Here is a 23,821-nt window from a genome sequence, read left to right on the forward strand (position 1 = left end):
GAATAGGATAACCCGAGCTTGTTAAAAACGATCACAGGGAGATGACCATGACTCGTTCAAACGTGAAAAGTTATCGCTATCGTATTGGAAAAAAGCAATATATCGTAATCCAGATTCACCAAACCGCGAAGGGTTATGCCGATTCAGGGAATGTACTTGCAAGTAATGCAGTCAACGTGCAGATCATGAAACAGAAAGGTCGCCGTTCTTCTCGCAGACGTTAGTCTGGCAGCAAAGAAGAGAAGTAGGGAGGGGGATGAATAATGAGTACACGCAGAAAGAAAGCAAAACAGGTTAACCGGGTGGACGTGGACAAAAGCCGTTTGAAATTCCAGGCACGACAGTCAGCCAAAGCTTCGGTTGGACAGGGCGGTAATGCATTTGCGATCAATGCCAACGAACTGGGCAACATCCGGGTGCGCGCAGGACAGCAGGGCTGAACAGGAGGAGATACCGCGTGTCGGTATCTCCTTTTTCGTTTATGGAAACACGCACAGAATTTATCCGGATTACATATGGTGTATTTTACCTTTTTGCTATATGATAAGTGTCGATTCCTGTTGACACTAAGTATCGAAAGATGCCTAAAGCTGATGTACTAAAAAGTTAGAAGGTAAGTATACATACGTTTCTTTTTGATGGAGGGATTAGGATGTATTGTCACATATGTGGGACCAAAAGTAGTCCTGGGGATAGTACGTGCAGAAAGTGTAACACAAAACTGAAAGATGCAAGCTCCACAGAGGAACAGATCTGGGCGGAAACAGCCGTGGGTTTGGAAAAAAGAACAGAAGAAACAGCCGAATTATTATCCCGGCAGCAACAGCCTGCACCCAGACAGAGCAACACCAGTCAAGGCCGCGCATTTAGTTGGATCATTCCACTGCTACTTGCAGCCGTGATGGGGGCTTTACTAACGTTCTACTACAAGCAGGAGATGAGTATTAATGCGGAGGTGAAAACTCTGCATCAACAGGCGGAACAAGCTGCACTAGAGGGGAAATATAAAGAGGCTCTTCAGCTGCTAGACAGCGCTCTAATGAAACGACCGAACTATGATGCACTTATACAGGATCGGCAAATTACAACGATGGCGTTCAACTTGATGAATCAGTTGGATGAGGCATCCACAAGTCTGAAGACAGGAAAGCTGTCCGCAGGAGACAAATCCATTCAGGCAGTAGCGAAAGCATTGAAAGAGCGAAAAGAGCCCGTTTTCGCCAAAGTGCGTGCCGCATTCAACAACAGAAAGGTAACGCTGGCCGTATTGAAGGTGAAAAAGGAAATCGACAGTTTGACAACAATTGAGGCACTAGCTGAGAAGCTGGATACCGTATCAAACTTGAAAGGCAAGGAAGCTGAGACGGTAAAGAAGCAAATTGTCGACAAGCTCGCAAGCATAAGTTATAAAGAGGCGGAACAGCAAGTAAAGCAAAAGAATTTCACAACTGCTTTACAAACGGTCGACCAGGGATTGTCCTATGCTCCGGAAAATGAAAAACTGACTTCGTATCGTGAACGGGTGCTCAGTGAAAAAAAGGCATTTGAAAAAGCGGAAGCGGATCGCATTCAACTGGCGGAGCAACAGGCTGCAGAAGAAGATCTGAAGAATCGAACGTCGGCAGTAGGTGTCGTGAACGTTGATGCGACGCTTGATATGTACGGGGATCTTTATATTAGCGGTTCATTGATCAATAATGCAACTCGTCCGATCTCTTCCGTTACAGTTTTGATTGATATTTATGATATAGACGGTGCATACCTGGGCCAAACTTATGCAGATGTGTCTCCAAGCTGGCTGGATGTAGGTGAAGAAGGTTTCTTTGAAACCTATTATTATGGTGTGTACGAGGAAGCGGAAATCTCTGTTGTGAATGCAACGTGGTATCTCGAATAGGGGGACAGGTTGGAATGGCCAAACGAACATGGAGTACGATCATATCCAGTGCTATTATCATTGGTGCTGGAGCAGGAGGCGTGTTCTGGATACACCAGCATTCAGCAGATCAGTTGCAGGATGGGCCCAGACTGGCAGTTGTTGCCGCGAAGGAAACGGAAAATGTGGCAGCGACGACTGCCTCCAAGCAACCTGTGAAGAAGACACGCAAACAGATTATTGAAGAGAGTCAGAAGAAAGTTGTAACGATCGAGAGTAGCAGTGGATTGGGCTCCGGTTTTCTCTATAATGATCAGGGAGATGTTGTGACCAATGCGCATGTGGTGGAGGGGGCGAATGAAGTAACTATTCGGACCTTGAATCATGAAGAATATAAGGGGACGGTTATTGGTATTGGGGATGAAACAGACGTAGCTGTAGTCAGGGTTCCTGATTTGAAAAAAATTAAGCCGTTAATCATCGCCAAATCCAAAGCCGAGACCGGAGACGAGATTCTGGCATTGGGTAGTCCACTTGGGCTAGAGAACACCGTAACAACCGGAATCATCAGTGGATTGGGGCGTAGCTTTGAAATAGCGCCTTACATCTACAGTAACCTCTATCAGATCTCGGCACCAATAACCCATGGCAACAGTGGTGGACCACTCATTAGTGCGGAGACTGGTGAAGTGATCGGCATTAATTCGGCGGTTGTGGAACAGGAGGGGGGAATAGGATTCAGCATCCCTATGACTAGTGTGCTCAAGCAGGTGCAGGCGTGGTCCAAAAATCCTTCTGGCACAACGTTGGTACGGACGGCTGGAGATACTCACTTGGGTTCAGCCACTAAGACATTGCAAGCAGAAGGAATTGTAACGGACTTTTATACAAGCCTTAATCTGAGTGATTATGTCACCGCTTATGCACTGCTCGGAAGCGAGTGGCAGAGTGCTACAACATATGCAAAGTTCAGAGAAGGATACCTGAATACAAGTGAGGTGACCATCAGTGAGGTATCCTCGGTGAATAAAGGCGATGACGAGATGGAAGTGAAGGCAATGATTACAGCAAATGAACGCAAGGATGGGGAATATATACTATCGCAATATCGGGTCGAGTATCAGTTGGGTTATGAGAATGGTCAACTGAAAATATTGCATGGTAAAGGTAAAAAAGTGAAATGATTGTGGAGGGAGAGTTGGCTTATGTGCCAATTCTCCTTTTTCATTGCTTATATTCGATACATCTGTTAAAATACAGAACGAATGTTCAGTATGTATGGAACGGAGTGAAATGGAATGAATATGAATAAAAAGCAACTTCAAACCGAGCAGACCAAGAAGAAACTTGCGGATGCTTCCAAAGCCCTTTTTGTACAAAAAGGTTATAAAGCAACGTCCATTGAGGATATTGTAGCTGCGACGGGCAGCAGCAAGGGCAATATATATTACCATTTTAAAAGTAAGGAAGGTCTGTTCCTCTATCTAATTGATGAGTGGGACCGGGAGTGGGAAGAGAGCTGGGCGGCCAAAGAACATCTGTATCGCACCTCCACGGAGAAGATTTACGGACTAGCTGAACAACTCGTCATGGATGACATGAATCACCCGCTGACGAAGGCAGCTGATGAGTTCTTCACAGGGGAAAAGAAAGAAAATGATATTGAGGAGCGGATCTCCTTAATGTTTGAGCGGCATATTCAATTTAATAAACAAATGATAGAGCAAGGCATTGAGAGCGGTGAGTTCAAAGCAGACAATGTAGATCATCTCGCGCTCATATTAGAAAGTACCATTATTGGTCTTAGCCAGATGTCACGGGGGATGGAGCCTGATCAGGCTCTTGCGTTATACCGCCAGGCCGCCAGTGTATTCTTACATGGGATTGCAAAAGATAAAGCTTAAGCAACATTTTGACAACTACGGAGGATGGAATCATGGCATTACTAACACGGAACAGGGGCGCATTGCTGCTGTTAATGTTTAATATTTTTCTTGTTTTTACGGGTATTGGTCTGGTTGTGCCGATCATGCCTGCGTATATGGATCTCCTGCAGATCACCGGATTCACGGTTGGATTGCTGGTAGCGGCATTTTCCTTCACTCAGTTTCTGTTCTCCCCGCTTGCGGGTCGATGGTCGGATACGTGGGGACGTAAAAAAATTATCGTTGGCGGTATGCTGATCTTTGCCGTATCGGAGTTTATGTTTGGTGCCGTCAATGCACCAGTCTTGCTCTTCGCTGCCCGCATGCTTGGTGGTATTGGTGCGGCGATGATCTTCCCGGCGGTTATGGCTTACACCGCAGATATTACAACAGAGGAAGAACGCGGCAAAGGTATGGGATTGATTAATGCAGCGATTACAACCGGATTTATCATCGGCCCGGGAATTGGTGGATACATCGCAGACTTTGGCATTCGAATTCCGTTCTACGCCGCAGGGGTTGCCGGGTTGCTGGCATCAATTATCACATTGATTATTTTGCCTGAATCCACGCGAAGCACAGGAGAGCAAACTAAACCTGTAGCTGGCGCAGAGAAGGTCAAAGCTCCGGGTATGGTATCCCAATTGCTCAATTCATATCGTGAACCGTACTTTTTCAGCTTGATTATCGTGTTTGTTATGGCATTTGGTCTGGCGAACTATGAGACGGTATTTTCACTATTTGTGGATCACAAATTTGGCTTCACGACCAAAGACATTGCATTCATTATTACTTTTGGTTCCATCGCGGGTGCAGTTGTACAAGTATCTCTGATCGGTTGGTTGCTCAACCGGTTTGGTGAAAAGATGGTCATTTCGGTCTGTCTGTTATTTGTAGCCGTATTTGTATTGTTGACCTTGTTTGTAAGTACGTACTGGATGATTCTCGTCGTAACGTTTATCGTCTTTCTGGGTATGGATATTTTACGTCCGGCGATCAGTACACAGATGTCCAAACTGGCACAAGAACAACAGGGCTTTGTGGCCGGACTGAACTCGGCGTATACCAGTTTGGGGAATATCGCAGGTCCAATCGTAGCTGGAGCACTGTTCGATGTGAATATTAACTATCCTTATGTTTCGGCAGCTGCCGTTCTGGCGATCTGTTTCCTGTTATCCCTGCGAGTACTCAGAGGGGCCAAAGCGGTAAAACAACCGAAGGCTGAAATGTAATTTTATAATTGGAAAAGAAAGCATCCATATCAATGCATCAACACCAAAAAAGTCGACTGCACATGAAACATGTGCAGTCGACTTTTTTAATAGTACGGTATTAACGAATTTCTCCATTCGTTTCAATCAGTTTTTGATACCAGTGGAAACTCTGTTTGCGGATACGTCTCAATTCCTTAATATCGAATTCCTCACGATCCACATAGATGAAGCCATAACGTTTGCTTGATCCTTGATGTGTGCTAACCAGATCGATCGCAGACCAAGGGCAGAAGCCAAATACATCCACGCCGTCCGTGATCGCCAGTTGAATCTGTTCGATATGTTTATTGAAGAATTCAATACGATATGGATCGTTAACCACGTCGCCTTCCTCCAGTTTATCAAAGGCACCCAGACCATTTTCCGTAACAATCAATGGCAGGTGATAACGGGAGTAGATTTGGCGCAGGGTAGAGCGGAAGCCCACGGGATCAATTTCCCAGCCAAACTCCGTTTTTTGCAGATTGGGATTCACAGATCCTCTATATGCGCCCGGTTCACCTACGATTTCATGCTGGTCTCCTGTATGGGAGAAGTCATTACCATCGTTCAGACTTTCACCAACCGTCTGGGAAGTGTAGTAGTTAAACGCAATAAAGTCAGGGTTTCCTTGAGCCAGGATGTCCATATCTCCGTCTTCAATGACAGGCGTATATCCTTTCTCTTCGAGATAACTCCAGGCAATATGATTATAACGTCCGTATACGGCCATATCGAGATAGAGCCAGTTACGAATGGCAGCATAGTTATCAGCCGCGAGTGTGTCTTCAGGTTTGGAGCTCGCCGGGTAAATTACACCGATATTAGGAGCTGGGCCAATCTTGGCTTCAGGTAGCATTTCATGACACAGGACCATAGCTTTAGCTTGAGCAACCAGCATGTGGTGATTTTGCTGATACAGTGTTTTTTGCGGATCAACTAGCGTTGTATCCAGTGTGCCCAGAGAGCCAGGATGCAGGATTAGCATATTTTGTTCGTTGATGGTCAGCCAATATTTAACCCGATCTCCGTAGTTCTCATAAAGAGTCTTGGCATATTGTTCAAAAGCATCAATCGTTGCACGGTTGGACCAGCCACCTTTTTCTTCAAGTGCATAAGGAAGATCGAAGTGGTACATGGTTACAATAGGCTCAATACCGTATTTAATTAATTCATTAATGAGGGAATCGTAAAAGGCGAGACCCTTCGGATTCACTTCACCCGCTCCTTGCGGATAGATGCGTGTCCATGCGATGGAGAAGCGGTAGGCTTTAAAGCCCATTTCGGCGAGCAACGCCACATCTTCTTTGTACATATGATAGTGATCACTGGTTACCTTGAAGTCGGTTACGCCTTCCACATGATTGCCCATGTCGATGACAGAAGGACCTTTGCCATCTTCATTCCAGGCTCCCTCGATCTGATAGGCAGAGGTTGAACCTCCCCAGAAGAAATCTTTAGGAAATGGTTTCAGTTGAGTATGTTTCATGGTTAGTTCCTCCTAAGTTGAATTCATAATATATAAGTTGGGTCAGACAACGAGAGTCAGCAGGACATCATTTTTCTGTACCTGTTCCTGAGTTGTTTCGAACACATCTACTTCTTGCTGCGTTAGGGTCACAATGACAGGTGTTACGGTTTCGTATCCTGCTTCCTTGATCTTATCGATGTCGAACTGGATCAACAGATCGCCCTGTCTGACGATATCTCCTTCCTGAACGACAGGAGAGAAATGTTTTCCCTTCAGCGCTACTGTGTTGATGCCAACATGAATCAGGATTTCCGTTCCTGCGTTGGTGGTTAGTCCAATGGCATGTCCAGTTGGGAAGAGGGAAGTGATAACACCATCCACCGGAGCGACAACTTCACCAATCTCAGGGACAATCGCCAATCCTTTGCCCATAGCACCAGTCGAAAAAGCTGGGTCGTTAATGGTACTCAGTGCTACGGCTTTACCTGTAAGTGGGCTATATATTTGTTCCTTTTTGATTTCAGTTGTTTTGGTCTCAGATACAACAGGAAGTTCTGCTGGTGTACTTTCAGTCGATGTGTTGGAGACGGATTCGTTTTTAACGGAATCTGTGTCTTTGGTTTTGCTTTCATAACCAAACATCACGGTTAATACGGCTGCTACAGCAAAGGAGCACGCGATCGCAATCACGTAAACAACCGTTGGTGTATAGACAGGAATGGCAAATATATTGTGGAACACATAAGCAGTCATTTTAACACCAAAGTGACCATTAATGGCACCGCCGATCGCACCCGCGATGACCACGATAGGAATCACACGTTTATAACGCAGGATCAGGCCGTATACGATTGGTTCAGTGACACCTGCAAGTAAACCGGTAAGGCTGGTCGAGCCAGCAAGGGTTCGCAGGGTTTTGTTCTTTTTGGCTTTCAGGAAAATACCGAACGCTACACCGATTTGTGCAAATACGGCTGCAGCAGCCATGGCTTCGATCGGGTCGCCGCCAACCCCGATATTCTGAATCGTGATTGGAGTAAAGCCCCAGTGGAGTCCGAATACAACCATGAAGGTCATGAATCCACCCAGTACAACCCCTGATAATATACCGCTGACGCCAATGAGCCAAGTTACGCCGGAGGAGATCCAGTCACCTACCGTAGTACCGAACGGTCCGAAGGCCATAGCGGATAGAGGAACCATAATCATCAAAGCAATCATCGGTACAAGGAACAATTGCAGGTCTTTCAAAATGATTTTCTTAAGTAACTTATCCAGAACAGCGTAGATGCTAATTGATATGAAGATTGGGAATACGCTGGCTGAATAATTCATCATGACAACCGGTATGCCCAGGAACGATACATCTGAGCCTTTATCCATCAGTCCGGTGAAGTTCGGCTCCATCAGAGCGGCACCAATTACACCAGCTACATAAGGATTGGCTTTCAGCTTCATACCCAGTGTGATGCCGAGGAAAATGGGCAAGAAATAAAATACAGCGTTGCCGGCAGCGGACAAAATCAAGTATGTGTCACTTGTATCAGACATCCACCCAAGCATCGTCAAGACAGTCAGCAAAGCTTTTAGCATACCTGATCCTGCCATAGCCGGGATTAACGGCGAGAAACTTCCCGATATAATTTCAAAAACTTTGGATAATAGCGAGGTTTTTTCTCCTGTGGACTCAGCGGATGAGGAGGAATCTCCTCCCAAATCCCGGTTTTTCATGATCTCCGCATATACATGAGCCACGTTACTACCGATGACCACCTGGAACTGGCCGCCGCTTTCGACAACGGTAATAATGCCTTCATGCTTCTCAAGCGTTTCACGTTCGGCCTTTTTCGAATCTTTCAGGTCGAATCTCAGCCGGGTCGCACAGTGGACAAGACCATTGATATTGGCTTCTCCGCCGACGAGACGAACGATGTCATCCCCCATTTTTTTATGATCCATGTTCATTCTCCTTTGTTGTTAAGATTGCCTGAAAACAAAAAAATACCTAAACGAATGGCTATGATCATCGGAAAGATGACCTGTTGCCAATCATTTAGGTATCGCCTGCTTAAGCAGTAACAATCCTTGTCGTTAAGTTGTGAGACCTACTATATATGACGCCGAAATCGTTTGCAAGCTTTTTTTATTCCGTGTCCAGCAACTCGTTACGGGAAGTGACACGTTGAATATGGATCGTTAAATACACCTTTTCATCAATGGACATGGCACTTTCAAACTTTTCCTCAAGGTACTGATTGATCCGTTGTGTGCACTCAAAAGCCTTGCTGTATTTGTCCTTCACCTGTTCATACAGAAAGTTATCTCCTGAAGCAAATTGCTCCTGTTCATTACTCAGCATTCTCTGGACAAAGTATTGCAGATGAGTAATAAACCGGGAATAATTAAACGAATTTTCATCCAGGGCAATTTGGTAATGATTAGTCACAATATTGAAGATATCATCAATAACTTCGGTAATTTCAACGGTTTGTTTCATGCCTTGAGCATCTTGGCGTGCGTTTACAAAATGCATGGCAATAAAACTTGCCTCATGTTCATCCATCTGGATGCCGAATTGCTCCTGGATCAGCTCCACAGCGTTCATTCCAATCCCAAATTCCTTTTTGTAAAACTTCTTGATCTGCCACAAAAGGGAATTCTTCAGCCCGACGGATTTACGGTACCGGGTAATGGCAAACTGAATATGATCGATCAATGATATATAGATATTATCACTAAAAATATCGCCCATTTCCTTTTTGGCATGGCCTACAATTTCGTCCGCCAACTTCAAATATTCGACCGACGTTTCTCCAATCAGATCAATGAGTTTTTGCGGTATTTTATCCGATTTCAGCACAAAAGTTTTTTCAATTTTATCCTCATCCACGGGTTGTCCGTTTTTCTTTTTGAAGCCAAGACCGTTGCCAATGACAACAAATTCGTGACCAACCTGGTTCTCTGCCCGGATGACATTGTTGTTAAAAATCTGACGGATGATCATATATGTGTTTCACCTCAATTGGTCGTAATAATAACAAAAAACCCAAACTAAGGCTTAAATAGACAGCCTTGGTTTGGGTATCGCCTGCTTACCAGTAACAATCCCGAAGAAGACGCAGCTTCCTCTTTCAATTATGTCCACTATACCGCTTTCATAACAGAATAACAATACAATGATTTATGGAAATGGACGTAAAGACGTGGATTTTTGGTATAATAAGAAATGCTGGAAGTGAATTAGATGGGCTGGGTTGCATAATAAGTTACCGAGGACGGTCATTTTTAAGCATATACAGGATTATTGGAGTGATAACATGAGCAATGCAAAAGGAAAAGGCGGCACCGGCCGTGGTACGGGTAAAAAAGGCTGGAACCGTTGGCAAGCCGCTGCTAACCGGGCGAAAAGTGCACCGAAGCCTTATAAAAGTAAAGGCACAAAGAAGAAGGACGATACCGAAACTTCAAGTGGCAAGCCCGAGTAAGTATGGCTTGGCGATGCCAGAGGAGAGAGCTGCCTGACTAACGGGTGGGTCTCTTTTTGCTTGAAAAGATAAAAAATTAAATTGACAGTATTGTAGATATGGTAATAATATAGAGCTTACGCAAATTAGATGGTAGTGCTACTATATAGAGAAAGGAGCATCAGCATGCCTGTTAATATGGATGAAAATCCACTTGGACTGATTCTGTCACGGACGTATCTGGCATACAAAAAAACAACAACCAGAAATCTGAGCGAACAGGATATTACGCCGGAACAATTTGCAGTCTTGAATGAATTGAGCAAGGCTGGAAGCCATATATCACAGAAAAAACTGGCTGAATTAACAGTGCGGGACCAGACAACGGTAGGCAAAATTATAGACAAGTTGATTCGCAAAGGTCTGGTGACAAGAGAAGAAGATCCACAGGACCGCAGAGCGGTTTTACTTTGTTTGACGGCGGAAGGACTGGAAATGAATAACGTTCTGACACCAAAGGCAAAACAGCAAGAGCAAGAGGCACTCGCCGAATGTTCCCCTGAAGAGCTTGAAGCATTCATGAATGTGATGAATCGCATCTATGAAAAGATGAAATAAATTTTTTTGGGCAAATATATGCACGTGCATATATGTGTAGTGCAATTATTTTAATTTTAACTAACGGGAGTCGTGAACGAATGAAAAGCTTCAAAGATTTTCTTAAAGTGCCACAGACAAAAATAGGGTTGGTTTTTGCATTGATTGTTCCGCTGTTATTTGTTGTGATCTGGATGACGGGTTATCATCAAGCCACGGAGAGAGTGGATCAACTTCAAGTTGCTCTGGTGAACGAAGACGGGACACAGGGAACAGAGGTGCAGAAGCAGATTGAAACGCTCGCGCCTTTCCATGTTAATGTACTGGAATCTGCCGAGGAAGCTGAGCAACAGATGAATGCAGGTAATTACGCGATGGTTATTGTGATTCCAGATGGGTTTGCTGACCAGATTGGCGGCGGTACAGACGCAAGCTTGTCCTTTTATATCAATCAGGGAAATGCTGATGTAGCCAAATCGATTGTGGAACACGCGGCGACTGGAATGACTGCACAAATGGGACAAGGGATTCTGGAATCCAAGGTTCAAGTGACACTCAATGACGATAGTACAAACAGCGATGAACTGAGTGCAGCCATTGGACAAGCGATGGCGAAGATGAATGAAGGGCCTGTGAAGGCTGAAATTAATAAAACGAACAGCGTAAGTGATTTTGCAACATCGATGCTGCCCATGATTCTGGGTTTTATCACCTATATTGCTTCGATGACTATGAACATTCAGTTCAATATTACGTCGAATATCATGAAACGTAACCACTCAAAATGGGAAATCTTCTGGGGACGGCAATTGCTGTTATTGTGTATAGCTGTGATCGTTCCTCTGATTGTGGATACAGTAGCTCTTCAGTTCACGGATGTTGCGAGCTCCTTCGGCGCTTTGTATCTGTATCATGTGCTTGTGAGTCTGGCTTGTATCTGTTTTACACAAATGAGTTTTGCCCTGTTTGGCAATGCAGGCCCTCTATTTAATGTAGCGATGGTTCCACTCCAGTTGATGACTGCAGGAAATATCATTCCAGCCGAGATGCTGGCGCCATTCTACCGTTATATCGGAAACTTTCTGCCCGCTTCCAATGGGGTACAGGGATTTATGCGTTTGATCTATAGTGGAGAAGCAGTGGGGGGATACATGGTTCATCTTCTGTTGATCTCGATTATTACGTGGGGAATTACGTTGCTGCGAGTTGGCATGCAAAAAGCAGGTAATGGACAAATGACGATGACGCCTCCAGCATCAGCACAGGCACAACATTAAGAGTTTCCTTCTATATATAATGTAATAACACCCAAGAAAGTGGTTCACGTATAGCGATATGCGTGCATCACTTTTTTTGTTTATCTTCTATAGTAGTTCTACTTATACTCGTGGTAACTTACAGTCACCCCAGTAATCTTGAAAGACGTTGATAAAAGGACAACCTAAATTGAGCATATTAATGAAGCTCAATTATATGAGAGGAGATGTAGCTAATAATTCTAAAATCAATTAGACATGTATTGCGATGTATGAATCGAAAGAGTGTCATTTAAGCTATAATAAACTTTACACTGGGATAGAGGAGAGCTACACAGTAAAGGTAGTTGATTTGTAGTAAATGAATTTTATTAAATTAAGTATTGTAATTAATATCTATACGTGATATATTATTATTCCGGCCAAGAAAACACGGTTTACACGGTGCGGCAAGCAAATCAAATAAGCTTCGAAAGAAACTTAAAAAAAGAGCTTGCAAAGTTGGTTCGGACATGATATTATATAAGAGTTGCTGAAGAGAATGACATTCGGTAACAAAACAAGTTTGATCTTTGAAAACTGAACAACGAGTGAGTAAACATTCTGCTTGCAGAATGAACGCAAAAGTTTGAAACAAGCCTTGGCTTGGATCGGTTGGAGCACAAATGAGATTTTTAATCTCGTCAGATTCAAAATGAGCTTATCGCTCTTTTCAATACTTTATTGGAGAGTTTGATCCTGGCTCAGGACGAACGCTGGCGGCATGCCTAATACATGCAAGTCGAGCGGACTTGAAGAGAAGCTTGCTTCTCTGATGGTTAGCGGCGGACGGGTGAGTAACACGTAGGCAACCTGCCCTCAAGTTTGGGACAACTACCGGAAACGGTAGCTAATACCGAATAGTTGTTTCCTTCGCCTGAAGGAAACTGGAAAGACGGAGCAATCTGTCACTTGGGGATGGGCCTGCGGCGCATTAGCTAGTTGGTGGGGTAACGGCTCACCAAGGCGACGATGCGTAGCCGACCTGAGAGGGTGATCGGCCACACTGGGACTGAGACACGGCCCAGACTCCTACGGGAGGCAGCAGTAGGGAATCTTCCGCAATGGGCGAAAGCCTGACGGAGCAATGCCGCGTGAGTGATGAAGGTTTTCGGATCGTAAAGCTCTGTTGCCAGGGAAGAACGCTTGGGAGAGTAACTGCTCTCAAGGTGACGGTACCTGAGAAGAAAGCCCCGGCTAACTACGTGCCAGCAGCCGCGGTAATACGTAGGGGGCAAGCGTTGTCCGGAATTATTGGGCGTAAAGCGCGCGCAGGCGGTCATTTAAGTCTGGTGTTTAATCCCGGGGCTCAACCCCGGATCGCACTGGAAACTGGGTGACTTGAGTGCAGAAGAGGAGAGTGGAATTCCACGTGTAGCGGTGAAATGCGTAGATATGTGGAGGAACACCAGTGGCGAAGGCGACTCTCTGGGCTGTAACTGACGCTGAGGCGCGAAAGCGTGGGGAGCAAACAGGATTAGATACCCTGGTAGTCCACGCCGTAAACGATGAGTGCTAGGTGTTAGGGGTTTCGATACCCTTGGTGCCGAAGTTAACACATTAAGCACTCCGCCTGGGGAGTACGGTCGCAAGACTGAAACTCAAAGGAATTGACGGGGACCCGCACAAGCAGTGGAGTATGTGGTTTAATTCGAAGCAACGCGAAGAACCTTACCAGGTCTTGACATCCCTCTGACCGGTACAGAGATGTACCTTTCCTTCGGGACAGAGGAGACAGGTGGTGCATGGTTGTCGTCAGCTCGTGTCGTGAGATGTTGGGTTAAGTCCCGCAACGAGCGCAACCCTTATATTTAGTTGCCAGCACTTCGGGTGGGCACTCTAGATAGACTGCCGGTGACAAACCGGAGGAAGGTGGGGATGACGTCAAATCATCATGCCCCTTATGACCTGGGCTACACACGTACTACAATGGCCGGTACAACGGGCTGCGAAATCGCGAGATGGAGCCAATCCCAACAAAGCCGGTCTCAGTTCGGATTGCAGGCTGCAACTCGCCTGCATGAAGTCGGAATTGCTAGTAATCGCGGATCAGCATGCCGCGGTGAATACGTTCCCGGGTCTTGTACACACCGCCCGTCACACCACGAGAGTTTATAACACCCGAAGTCGGTGGGGTAACCGCAAGGAGCCAGCCGCCGAAGGTGGGATAGATGATTGGGGTGAAGTCGTAACAAGGTAGCCGTATCGGAAGGTGCGGCTGGATCACCTCCTTTCTATGGAGAATCGTTTCCTGCAACGGAAACATTCAAATATAAAATCTAGCCAGGTCGGCTAGTTACTCACTCGTTGCTCAGTTTTGAGAGCTCAAACTCTCAAACAGCTTGCTTTTGCATGGAGCTTGTTCTTTGAAAACTAGATATCGAAACGAAACAAACGCGAATTAGAACATTCCTTTTTAGCTGAACTTGTGTTAAACAAGTTTCAATAAAAACGGTAGATTGCACGTACGATGGTATCGAATGGGAGCGACTTTTGGCTTTGCGTAAGCAAAACAAGGGAAGCGAGCAGTCGAAACCGGAGCACGAGGTTAAGCTACTAAGAGCACACGGAGGATGCCTAGGCGCTAGGAGCCGATGAAGGACGTGGCGAACAACGAAACTGCCTCGGGGAGCTGTAAGCAAGCTTTGATCCGGGGGTGTCCGAATGGGGAAACCCAGCTGGGGTAATTTCCAGTTACTCATAACTGAATACATAGGTTGTGTAGAGGCATACCAGGGGAACTGAAACATCTAAGTACCCTGAGGAAGAGAAAACAATAGTGATTCCGTCAGTAGCGGCGAGCGAACGCGGAGAAGCCCAAACCAGAGAGCTTGCTCTTTGGGGTTGTGGGACGTCTCACATGGAGTTACAAAGGAACCGGTTAAGCGAAGAGGTCTGGAAAGGCCCGCCAAAGAAGGTAAAAGCCCTGTAGTTGAAAGTCTGTTCCCTCCGAGACGGATCCCGAGTAGTGCGGGGCACGTGAAACCCCGTATGAATCCGGCAGGACCATCTGCCAAGGCTAAATACTTCCTAGCGACCGATAGTGAAGCAGTACCGTGAGGGAAAGGTGAAAAGCACCCCGGAAGGGGAGTGAAATAGAACCTGAAACCGTGTGCTTACAAAAAGTCAGAGCCCGTTTTAGGGGTGATGGCGTGCCTTTTGTAGAATGAACCGGCGAGTTACGTTCCCGTGCAAGGTTAAGGTGAAGAGCCGGAGCCGCAGCGAAAGCGAGTCTGAATAGGGCGAATTAGTACGTGGACGTAGACCCGAAACCGGGTGATCTACCCCTGTCCAGGGTGAAGGTGCGGTAACACGCACTGGAGGCCCGAACCCACGCATGTTGAAAAATGCGGGGATGAGGTGGGGGTAGCGGAGAAATTCCAATCGAACTCGGAGATAGCTGGTTCTCCCCGAAATAGCTTTAGGGCTAGCCTCGGAAAACAGAGTCGTGGAGGTAGAGCACTGATTGGGTGCGGGGCCCGCAAGGGTTACCAAGCTCAGTCAAACTCCGAATGCCATAGACTTACTTCCGGGAGTCAGACAGTGAGTGCTAAGATCCATTGTCAAAAGGGAAACAGCCCAGACCATCAGCTAAGGTCCCCAAGTGTGTGTTAAGTGGGAAAGGATGTGGAGTTGCACAGACAACCAGGATGTTGGCTTAGAAGCAGCCACCATTGAAAGAGTGCGTAATAGCTCACTGGTCGAGTGACTCTGCGCCGAAAATGTAACGGGGCTAAACACACCACCGAAGCTATGGCTTGATGCTTTGCATCAGGGGTAGGGGAGCGTTGTATAAGGGTTGAAGGTGTACCGTAAGGAGCGCTGGACATTATACAAGTGAGAATGCCGGTATGAGTAACGAAAAGATCAGTGAGAATCTGATCCGCCGAAAGCCTAAGGGTTCCTGAGGAAGGCTCGTCCGCTCAGGGTAAGTCGGGACCTAAGGCGAGGCCGAAAGGCGTAGTCGAAGGACAACAGGTCGAAATTCCTGTACCACCGTAAGCCGTTATGAGCAATGGGGGGACGCAGTAGGGTAGTGACGCGGACTGATGGATGTCCGTCTAAGCAGTGAGGCTGATGTGTAGGCAAATCCGCACATCATTAAGGCTGAGCTGTGATGGGGAGCGAAAATTATAGTAGCGAAGGTCATGATCTCACACTGCCAAGAAAAGCCTCTAGCCAGGTGAAGGTGCCCGTACCGCAAACCGACACAGGTAGGCGAGAAGAGTATTCTAAGGCGCGCGGAAGAACTCTCGTTAAGGAACTCGGCAAAATGACCCCGTAACTTCGGGAGAAGGGGTGCCCCGGTAGTGTGAATAGCACGAGGGGGCCGCAGTGAAAAGGCCCAAGCGACTGTTTAGCAAAAACACAGGTCTGTGCGAAGCCGTAAGGCGAAGTATACGGGCTGACGCCTGCCCGGTGCTGGAAGGTTAAGGGGAGTGGTTAGGGAGTAATCCCGAAGCTGTGAACCGAAGCCCCAGTAAACGGCGGCCGTAACTATAACGGTCCTAAGGTAGCGAAATTCCTTGTCAGGTAAATTCTGACCCGCACGAATGGCGTAACGACTTGGGCGCTGTCTCAACGAGAGATCCGGTGAAATTTTAATACCTGTGAAGATGCAGGTTACCCGCGACAAGACGGAAAGACCCCATGGAGCTTTACTGCAGCTTGATATTGAATTTGGGTACGATCTGTACAGGATAGGTGGGAGCCTTTGAAGTGGGAGCGCAAGCTTCCATGGAGGCAACGTTGGGATACCACCCTGATCGTATCTAGGTTCTAACCTGGTACCGTAATCCGGTGCGGGGACAGTGTCAGGTGGGCAGTTTGACTGGGGCGGTCGCCTCCTAAAGAGTAACGGAGGCGCCCAAAGGTTCCCTCAGAATGGTTGGAAATCATTCGAAGAGTGCAAAGGCATAAGGGAGCTTGACTGCGAGACCTACAAGTCGAGCAGGGACGAAAGTCGGGCTTAGTGATCCGGTGGTACCGCATGGAAGGGCCATCGCTCAACGGATAAAAGCTACCCTGGGGATAACAGGCTTATCTCCCCCAAGAGTCCACATCGACGGGGAGGTTTGGCACCTCGATGTCGGCTCATCGCATCCTGGGGCTGAAGTAGGTCCCAAGGGTTGGGCTGTTCGCCCATTAAAGCGGTACGCGAGCTGGGTTCAGAACGTCGTGAGACAGTTCGGTCCCTATCTGTCGTGGGCGTAGGAAATTTGAGAGGAGCTGTCCTTAGTACGAGAGGACCGGGATGGACGTACCGCTGGTGTACCAGTTGTTCCGCCAGGAGCACCGCTGGGTAGCTATGTACGGACGGGATAAACGCTGAAAGCATCTAAGCGTGAAGCCCCCCTCAAGATGAGATTTCCCAGTATGTAAGACCCCTTGAAGACGACGAGGTAGATAGGCTGGGGGTGGAAGTGCAGCAATGCATGGAGCTGACCAGTACTAATCGGTCGAGGGCTTATCCAAATATGCAAGTTGTAATTCGCATATTTCGTTTCGAATCTAGTTTTCAGAGAACAACACTCTGAAATGTAAGCTACGCGTTTGGTGGCGATGGCGGAGGGGTTCCACACGTACCCATCCCGAACACGACCGTTAAGCCCTCTAGCGCCGATGGTACTTGGACCGCAGGGTCCTGGGAGAGTAGGACGCCGCCAAGCAATAGAAGACACACTTGATGATATCGAGTGTGTCTTTTTTATTTTATTGTAATTCATAAGTTCCGATTGACTTGTTATATACATAAAATACTGGCGTTCCAATCCTTAAAGCTGTGATACAATAGGTGAGGTCTATATAGAAAACGGAAACACGCATAAGTACGAGGAGGAACAGTGAACACGATGAAATCAGCCCCGTTTATTGCCGTGGAAGGTCCGATCGGAGCGGGGAAAACAACGCTGGCAACGATGCTTTCCCATGAATTGAATCTTCCGTTAGTTAAAGAAATCGTAGAAGAGAATCCATTTCTGGCTTCCTTTTATCAGGATATCGACGAGTGGAGTTTCCAATTGGAAATGTTCTTCCTGTGTAATCGGTTTAAACAATTGGAAGACACGGGTGCTCATTATGTAGAGCAGAATACCCCAGTCATTTCGGACTACCATATTTATAAAAATATGATTTTTGCCGATCGTACCTTAAAGGGAACGAAGCGGGATAAATATCGTCAAATCTATCATCTGTTAACAGATGATCTGCCAAAGCCCAATCTGGTGCTCTATATTGAAGCTGAACTCGATACGTTGATGTACCGCATTAACAAGCGTGGACGCTCATTTGAGCAGGATATGGACCCGGCATATATGGAACAACTCATTGCTGATTACAAAACAGGCATGGACTATCTGGCAAATAGCTCAAATCCGCCAGTAATCATTAAGGTCAATGCAGAGCAACTCGACTTTGTGGAACATCCTGCACACTTCAGGCAAATTGTTAATCACGTAAAGGAGTATATCATATGAATAACTATGGCATTCCAACGAATGCATTAATTACGGTAGCAGGTACGGTTGGAGTGGGTAAATCCACGTTAACGGCTGCGCTTGCACAGCGTTTGAATTTCAAGACTTCTCTGGAACAAGTCGATCATAATCCATATTTGGAGAAGTTCTATCATGACTTCGAACGTTGGAGCTTCCATCTGCAGATTTATTTCCTGGCAGAGCGCTTCAAGGAACAGAAAAAGATTTTTGAACTGGGTGGAGGATTCGTACAGGATCGTTCCATCTATGAAGATACGGGCATTTTTGCACAAATGCATGCAGATCAAGGAACCATGTCTGCTACAGATTTTGAGACATACAGCAGTTTGTTTGAAGCGATGGTAATGACACCGTATTTCCCACATCCAGACGTGCTAATTTATTTGGAAGGCAGTCTGCCTTCGATTTTAAACCGAATTACGGAACGCGGACGCGAGATGGAGATTCAGACGGATCGTTCGTACTGGGAGCACATGCACGAGCGCTATTCCGTGTGGATTGATCAGTTTACGGCTTGCCCTGTGCTGCGTCTGAACATTGATGAGTATGATGTACATGATCCGGCATCGGTGGATGCCATTTTGGCACAGATTGCAGCTGTCATTCAGCCTTCCAAGGAAGTACAAAGGTAAGATAGAGCGAGCTTTCCGATGTAGTTTTCTGGGTTACGTTGGTTATATCTATGATACAGATATAGACAACATCCCTTCTACGGCTATTATGCTGTTGGAGGGATGTTTTTTTATATCCCAAGGGAATGATTATGAGTTGTTTGTGGACAGAACTAAAATGATATTCGAGCGAATAAGGAAATGGATGCTTAATATATCTTTTATGTTATATAAATATATTTGCTCACCAAAAGTAGAAAAATGTTGAATAATAGGTCTTTTTGTGGTTTCATAGGAAAGGTGAATTCTGGAAAAGAAGCATATGCATGACTCAGGAGGGAAAGACAACGTGGAAGAGAAACAAGGAGTTAAAATCGGTATGCCCATCATTGGTGGCTTAATTGCAGCCATTCTGGGAGGCATCGTATGGGCAGCTATTGCTGCAATGACCGAGTATGAGGTGGGATTAATTGCGATTTTGATTGGAGCGCTCACGGGCTACGCAGTTGTGTTGTTCTCCAATAAACGAATTGCGACGGTACATAAGATTATTGCTGTACTGTTTGCGCTCGTCGGCATTTTGTTGGGGAAATATCTGACGGTGGTTTATTTTACTTCGGAACTGTTTGGTGATGTAAGCGTGATGGAACTTGTGTTTGATAGCGAGATGATCAGTGCATTTGCAGAAACCTTCCAGGACTACTTCAGTCAACCGATTGATTTGTTATTCATTGTGCTTGCGATTGTGTCTGCATGGCAGATTCCTGGCCGGATGGCGAGAACCAGTCTAGCCACGGATGCCTCTTCATCGGATCACGCGCCAAGAGCTTAATCGGATAGACGGTGGACGCTTGGCAGCAAAATGAAGAACGTTTGACAGAAGAAACTTAATGCTCATCATCCTAAGCACTTGTGAAAAGGTTATATCGAAGGATTGGCAGCAGAAGAAAAACGTAGTAAAGAGCATCTACTTTAAAAGATATTTATAAAGTACTCAGAGTGAGCAGCAGTTAGGCATGTTCACATTGCGGCTGAGTGACTTGCATACATAAAAGGGACGATACGCCTGAGGGTGTACGTCCCTTTTGTGTATCCACCAGGTAGGAGGTGGGATATTGCACATAACTGATGTAATAACTCGGATCGATTTAAATTGTATACTTAGGTAACCCTAGTAAATATCCAGCATGTTCATAAGGTTAATTACAAGAAAGATAGGGTCACCCCAGGAGGTAGGTTCAAATATCCGAATGGCCATTTACAGCTATAAAGCTGATGATGAGAGATTACTTTTACCACTAGAGGACAGAGCTTTAAGTTCCAGATTATCGTTTAAAGCGCATATCTTACGGCAATGAGAGTTGAATAATACTGTATGTGGTTGAAGACAGGGCTATATTATTTGTTTTGGTCAGCAAATACAGCCATAGCATCTCTCATAAATACTGCCAAACCATCGCCAAACTGATCAATATTACGCGTGAAGCGTTCATCGTCCACGTACATCTGACCAAGTCCTCTGAAGGCTTCAGGTGAGTAACTTCCCATTTGGTTTAAACAGGTGTACCATTCTTGAATACCGGCCTGTGCCTCGGCAGATGCTGGTTCTGTGTGACGAAGTGAAGCCAGATGTTTGTAGATTTCGTTCATTTGATCGGATAGAGCCTTCTGATCTGTGGTTGATTTACTGTGCAGCTTCTGATTTGCGAGATCGACGGCATGGTCTCCCCAACGTTCCCGCGCTTCTTGTTCATACGGATTCTGGCTAAAATCAAATCCTTCGAATTGTTCTTTGGCTGTCATTTTAATTTCTCCTCTCACGTGTAAAACCGTTCTATCAATGGTAGCAATCATCTGGTCCAAGCGTTGGCGCTTCTCCAGTAGTATAAGTCGATGCATTTTAAGTGCTTCTTCCGGATTGAAGGAGGGGTTGGTTATAATGTTTTTGATCTCCTTCAGAGAGAAGTCGAGTTCTTTGAAAAACAATATCTGCTGCAACCGTTCCAGGTTGGCATCTGAATATAATCGATACCCGGCAGAAGTCACTTCGTCCGGGGTTAATAGTCCGATCTCATCATAATGATGCAGTGTGCGCACACTGATCGAGGCAAGTTCGGCAACTTCTTTTACCTTCATGGCCATGTGTTAAACCTCCTTACAACACCGATTGTATAGTGTCACGTTACGTGAGAGTCAACCGTTGAAAATGAAAAAACAAGATGCGAGCATGGAAGCTGCATCTTGATCATGGATTGGTGAATAGATGTGACTGGATATGACTAAATTATTGTATCATTCAGTCACTGTAGGGGAGCGGACGCGCTTCTAAGTCGAAGACATAGACTGCCGCGCCGCAGGGGGATTGTGCGCGCCTCCTCTGTTATGGAAAGGAGAGCGAGCGGTTGTGTGCTGCACCATGTATTCGGTGCAGCCCACGGGGCTGGCAGTGCAGGGAGAGCAGGGCTACGCCTGCATCCCGCGCACTGCCGCAGCGAACTGCGCAGCCGCTGCGCGCACATCGGCCGCGCCCGCGATGGCGGAGATGACGGCTACGCCGTCGGCTCCAGCCGCCATCACGGCGGCCGTGGTATCGGGCGTAATGCCGCCGATACCCACAATCGGAACTGCGATGCCTGCGGCGCGCAGTTCCGCCACCCCTGCGGGGCCCAGCACAGCGTGGGCATCCGCTTTGGAGCGCGTCGGGTACATGGGCCCGACGCCAAGATAGTCGGCGCCCGCCTGCACGGCACGGCGCGCCTCTTCCACAGAGTGGGCGGATACGCCAAGCATCCGCCCATCTCCAATGCGGGCGCGTACTAGCGCGGCGTCCGCATCTTCCTGGCCGACATGCACGCCGTCGGCCTCCACCGCTACAGCCAGCTCCACATCATCGTTCACGATGAACGGGACCCCGTGCTGGCTGCACACCTCGCGAAGCCGCATCGCAAGCGTGATGCGAGCTTCGTGAGCCAGGGCGCCAGTTCCCTTTTCACGGAACTGGAACAGCGTAATGCCGCCAGCAATGGCCTGGTGCAGCACTTCCACAGGGTCTTGCGTTGTATTAACGCTGCCCATCACCAAATACACCTGCATCGCGCGTCGTACTGCTTCTGCATCCCAAGGGCGCATCACTGCTCACCCCGCTGTCTGCGCTGATACGCAAAATGATTTGTCGGCCCATGTCCGGCCCCAATCCCCAGCTCATCTTCGATGGCTGCCTGAATGAATGCTCGCGCGGTCGTAACGGCAGCCAGAACAGGTGAACCCTTGGCTAACTCTGCGGTGATGGCAGCAGAGTATGTACACCCTGTTCCGTGTGTATGACGTGTTACCACACGAACATTCTCCAGATAATGAAAAGACTGCCCATCGTAGAGCACATCCACGATCATGCCACTTCCTTCATCATGACCACCTTTGACCAAAGCATACGTTGAGCCCATCTGTACAATCCGTCTTGCGGCTTCTTCCCGCTGACTCAGATTCGTGATGGACATCTCGGTAAGCAATTCCGCTTCCGGAATATTAGGTGTTGTGATCAGGGCATGGGGCAACAGCTCCGTAACCAAAGCCTGTACAGCTTCCTGCTGGAGAAGGGGGGCGCCACCTTTGGCTACCATCACAGGGTCGATGACCAGATTTGACCAACGGTAATGCTGCCATTTCTCAGCCACTAGACGAATAATCTCGGCACTATATAACATGCCGGTCTTCGTTGCGATTGGTTGAAAGTCTTCGCCGGTCGAGTCCAATTGCTGGGCAATGCCATCGTAAGGGATGGGAAAAACGCCCTGCACACCTGTTGTATTTTGGGCAGCAATAGCCGTGATAACGGTCATGCCGTATACGCCAAGCTCCTGGAATGTTTTTAGATCGGCCTGAATTCCTGCGCCGCCCCCGTTATCAGAACCTGCAATGGTTAGCGCTTGAGCAATGCTCATATTGCACCTCCACGGATCTGACGGATCTGTGCGCGTTCTGCCAAAAGGTCGGGTGTTACTTGTGCCAGTTGATTCAACAATTCAATCTGAAAGCTGCCCGGCCCCTGATGAGCTGTCCGCTCTGCCGCCAGTTCAGCTGCTATACCATAAAACGCAAGCGCTTCAACAACACTGCCTAGAAGATCGGCTCCTGATTCCGCTATGGCTGTAAAAGCACCAATCACCGAACTTAGCAGACAACCTGCACCCGTGACCTGAGTGAGCAGGGCATGTCCATTACTCGTGAGGAATGTGGATTGTCCATCAGTAATGATATCTTCTTTCCCGGTAATGACCACGACACAGCCAAGCTTATGCGCTGCCCGCTCGGCAATGCCGATCCGATCACCTTCACCTGATCCTGCGTCCACGCCTTTAATACTCCAACTCTCACCGATGACATTAGCGACCTCCGCCACATTGCCGCGCAGTACCGTGAGGCGAAGCTCACAAACGAGCATCTGCACGGTTTCCGTGCGATAAGTGGTTGCGCCTGCGCCGACGGGATCAAGCACCACAGGCACGTGATGCGCATTAGCCGATTGGCCTGCCAGACGGATCGCCTGAACGACTTTGTCATCGAGTGTACCGATGTTGAGTACCACAGCACCTGACATCTTGGCGACATCAGCGACCTCTTCATGAGCATAGGCCATAAAAGGGGACGCACCTAGTGCAAGCAGGCCATTGGCTGTGAAGGGAGCCACGACAAGGTTGGTGATATTGTGTACCAGCGGATGTTGCGTACGAACACGTTCCAGATAAGACATATAATTTCCTCCTTGTTTTGAAGTAACCCCATCGGCGGAAGTCCGATATCTGGAGTCACTCAGCAGAATAATAGGATATGAG

General features: G+C 47.1%; 19 protein-coding genes and 3 rRNA genes. 15 read left to right on the forward strand and 7 right to left on the reverse strand.

Annotation, left to right across the window (positions count from 1 at the left end; translation table 11 throughout):
- Positions 1 to 47: 47 nt before the first annotated feature.
- The 6 genes from NZ043_RS13620 (at position 48) to NZ043_RS13645 (ending at position 5,033) form a co-directional block, all read left to right on the forward strand.
- Positions 48 to 224, forward strand: coding sequence for a hypothetical protein (locus NZ043_RS13620; protein WP_176873166.1), 177 nt, complete (start codon positions 48 to 50; stop codon positions 222 to 224).
- A 39-nt stretch (positions 225 to 263) separates the two neighbouring features.
- Positions 264 to 440: a hypothetical protein gene (locus NZ043_RS13625; protein WP_165980439.1), complete on the forward strand. Its 177-nt coding sequence runs from the start codon at positions 264 to 266 to the stop codon at positions 438 to 440.
- 329 nt (positions 441 to 769) lie between these two features.
- The gene (locus NZ043_RS13630) at positions 770 to 1,897 is read left to right on the forward strand and encodes an FxLYD domain-containing protein (RefSeq protein WP_133387313.1); all 1,128 of its coding nucleotides are present in this window, start codon (positions 770 to 772) and stop codon (positions 1,895 to 1,897) included.
- A 14-nt stretch (positions 1,898 to 1,911) separates the two neighbouring features.
- Positions 1,912 to 3,060: a trypsin-like peptidase domain-containing protein gene (locus NZ043_RS13635; RefSeq protein WP_339312219.1), complete on the forward strand. Its 1,149-nt coding sequence runs from the start codon at positions 1,912 to 1,914 to the stop codon at positions 3,058 to 3,060.
- A 120-nt stretch (positions 3,061 to 3,180) separates the two neighbouring features.
- Positions 3,181 to 3,780, forward strand: a complete 600-nt coding sequence (locus NZ043_RS13640) for a TetR/AcrR family transcriptional regulator (RefSeq protein WP_091038948.1) — start codon at positions 3,181 to 3,183, stop codon at positions 3,778 to 3,780.
- A 32-nt stretch (positions 3,781 to 3,812) separates the two neighbouring features.
- Positions 3,813 to 5,033 carry an MFS transporter gene (locus NZ043_RS13645; RefSeq protein WP_091019627.1) on the forward strand — a complete coding sequence of 407 codons (1,221 nt, stop codon included), beginning with the start codon at positions 3,813 to 3,815 and terminating at the stop codon, positions 5,031 to 5,033.
- Positions 5,034 to 5,133: 100 nt separating this feature from the next.
- Here NZ043_RS13645 and NZ043_RS13650 read toward each other — a convergent pair whose 3' ends face one another.
- The 3 genes from NZ043_RS13650 to NZ043_RS13660 form a co-directional block, all read right to left on the reverse strand.
- Positions 5,134 to 6,543, reverse strand: a complete 1,410-nt coding sequence (locus tag NZ043_RS13650) for a glycoside hydrolase family 1 protein (protein ID WP_074093605.1) — start codon at positions 6,541 to 6,543, stop codon at positions 5,134 to 5,136.
- Between the two features lie 42 nt (positions 6,544 to 6,585).
- Positions 6,586 to 8,484 (reverse strand): beta-glucoside-specific PTS transporter subunit IIABC, encoded by a 1,899-nt coding sequence (locus tag NZ043_RS13655; RefSeq protein ID WP_133387311.1) that lies wholly within the window; start codon positions 8,482 to 8,484, stop codon positions 6,586 to 6,588.
- Positions 8,485 to 8,668: 184 nt separating this feature from the next.
- Positions 8,669 to 9,529, reverse strand: a complete 861-nt coding sequence (locus NZ043_RS13660; protein WP_133387310.1) for a PRD domain-containing protein — start codon at positions 9,527 to 9,529, stop codon at positions 8,669 to 8,671.
- A 313-nt stretch (positions 9,530 to 9,842) separates the two neighbouring features.
- Here NZ043_RS13660 and NZ043_RS13665 point away from each other — a divergent pair, with 313 nt between their 5' ends.
- The 9 genes from NZ043_RS13665 to NZ043_RS13705 all read left to right on the forward strand — a co-directional run bounded on the left by NZ043_RS13665 (position 9,843) and on the right by NZ043_RS13705 (position 19,821).
- Complete coding sequence (locus tag NZ043_RS13665; RefSeq protein WP_074093608.1) at positions 9,843 to 10,010, forward strand: DUF3934 family protein; 168 nt, start codon at positions 9,843 to 9,845, stop codon at positions 10,008 to 10,010.
- A gap of 165 nt (positions 10,011 to 10,175) precedes the next feature.
- A complete protein-coding gene (locus NZ043_RS13670; protein ID WP_036605963.1) occupies positions 10,176 to 10,607 on the forward strand; it encodes a MarR family transcriptional regulator in 432 nt (143 codons plus the stop codon).
- Between the two features lie 80 nt (positions 10,608 to 10,687).
- On the forward strand, positions 10,688 to 11,863 hold the full coding sequence (locus NZ043_RS13675; RefSeq protein ID WP_133387309.1) for an ABC transporter permease: 1,176 nt from the start codon (positions 10,688 to 10,690) through the stop codon (positions 11,861 to 11,863).
- A 699-nt stretch (positions 11,864 to 12,562) separates the two neighbouring features.
- Positions 12,563 to 14,115 (forward strand): 16S ribosomal RNA (locus tag NZ043_RS13680).
- A 312-nt stretch (positions 14,116 to 14,427) separates the two neighbouring features.
- Positions 14,428 to 17,356, forward strand: a 23S ribosomal RNA gene (locus NZ043_RS13685).
- 77 nt (positions 17,357 to 17,433) lie between these two features.
- Positions 17,434 to 17,550, forward strand: a 5S ribosomal RNA gene (rrf, locus tag NZ043_RS13690).
- The 16S, 23S and 5S rRNA genes sit together here, the layout of an rRNA operon.
- A gap of 183 nt (positions 17,551 to 17,733) precedes the next feature.
- Entirely contained in the window at positions 17,734 to 18,357 is a 624-nt protein-coding gene (locus NZ043_RS13695) for a deoxynucleoside kinase (RefSeq protein WP_339312224.1), read from the forward strand.
- Positions 18,354 to 19,010, forward strand: a complete 657-nt coding sequence (locus NZ043_RS13700) for a deoxynucleoside kinase (RefSeq protein WP_036672670.1) — start codon at positions 18,354 to 18,356, stop codon at positions 19,008 to 19,010. The genes NZ043_RS13695 and NZ043_RS13700 overlap by 4 nt, the downstream gene beginning before the upstream one ends.
- 328 nt (positions 19,011 to 19,338) lie before the next feature.
- Entirely contained in the window at positions 19,339 to 19,821 is a 483-nt protein-coding gene (locus NZ043_RS13705) for a hypothetical protein (protein ID WP_240768242.1), read from the forward strand.
- A gap of 566 nt (positions 19,822 to 20,387) precedes the next feature.
- Here NZ043_RS13705 and NZ043_RS13710 read toward each other — a convergent pair.
- The 4 genes from NZ043_RS13710 to thiM form a co-directional block, all read right to left on the reverse strand.
- Positions 20,388 to 21,131 (reverse strand): MerR family transcriptional regulator, encoded by a 744-nt coding sequence (locus tag NZ043_RS13710; RefSeq protein ID WP_133386449.1) that lies wholly within the window; start codon positions 21,129 to 21,131, stop codon positions 20,388 to 20,390.
- A 321-nt stretch (positions 21,132 to 21,452) separates the two neighbouring features.
- A complete protein-coding gene (thiE, locus tag NZ043_RS13715; protein ID WP_133386450.1) occupies positions 21,453 to 22,118 on the reverse strand; it encodes a thiamine phosphate synthase in 666 nt (221 codons plus the stop codon).
- Positions 22,118 to 22,930 (reverse strand): bifunctional hydroxymethylpyrimidine kinase/phosphomethylpyrimidine kinase, encoded by an 813-nt coding sequence (gene thiD / locus NZ043_RS13720; RefSeq protein ID WP_133386451.1) that lies wholly within the window; start codon positions 22,928 to 22,930, stop codon positions 22,118 to 22,120. Before thiD ends, thiE begins: the two co-directional genes overlap by 1 nt.
- A complete protein-coding gene (thiM, locus tag NZ043_RS13725; protein WP_133386452.1) occupies positions 22,927 to 23,739 on the reverse strand; it encodes a hydroxyethylthiazole kinase in 813 nt (270 codons plus the stop codon). Before thiM ends, thiD begins: the two co-directional genes overlap by 4 nt.
- Positions 23,740 to 23,821 lie beyond the last annotated feature (82 nt).

The sequence above is a fragment of the Paenibacillus sp. FSL k6-2145 genome (assembly GCF_037976585.1).
Lineage (GTDB): Bacteria > Bacillota > Bacilli > Paenibacillales > Paenibacillaceae > Paenibacillus.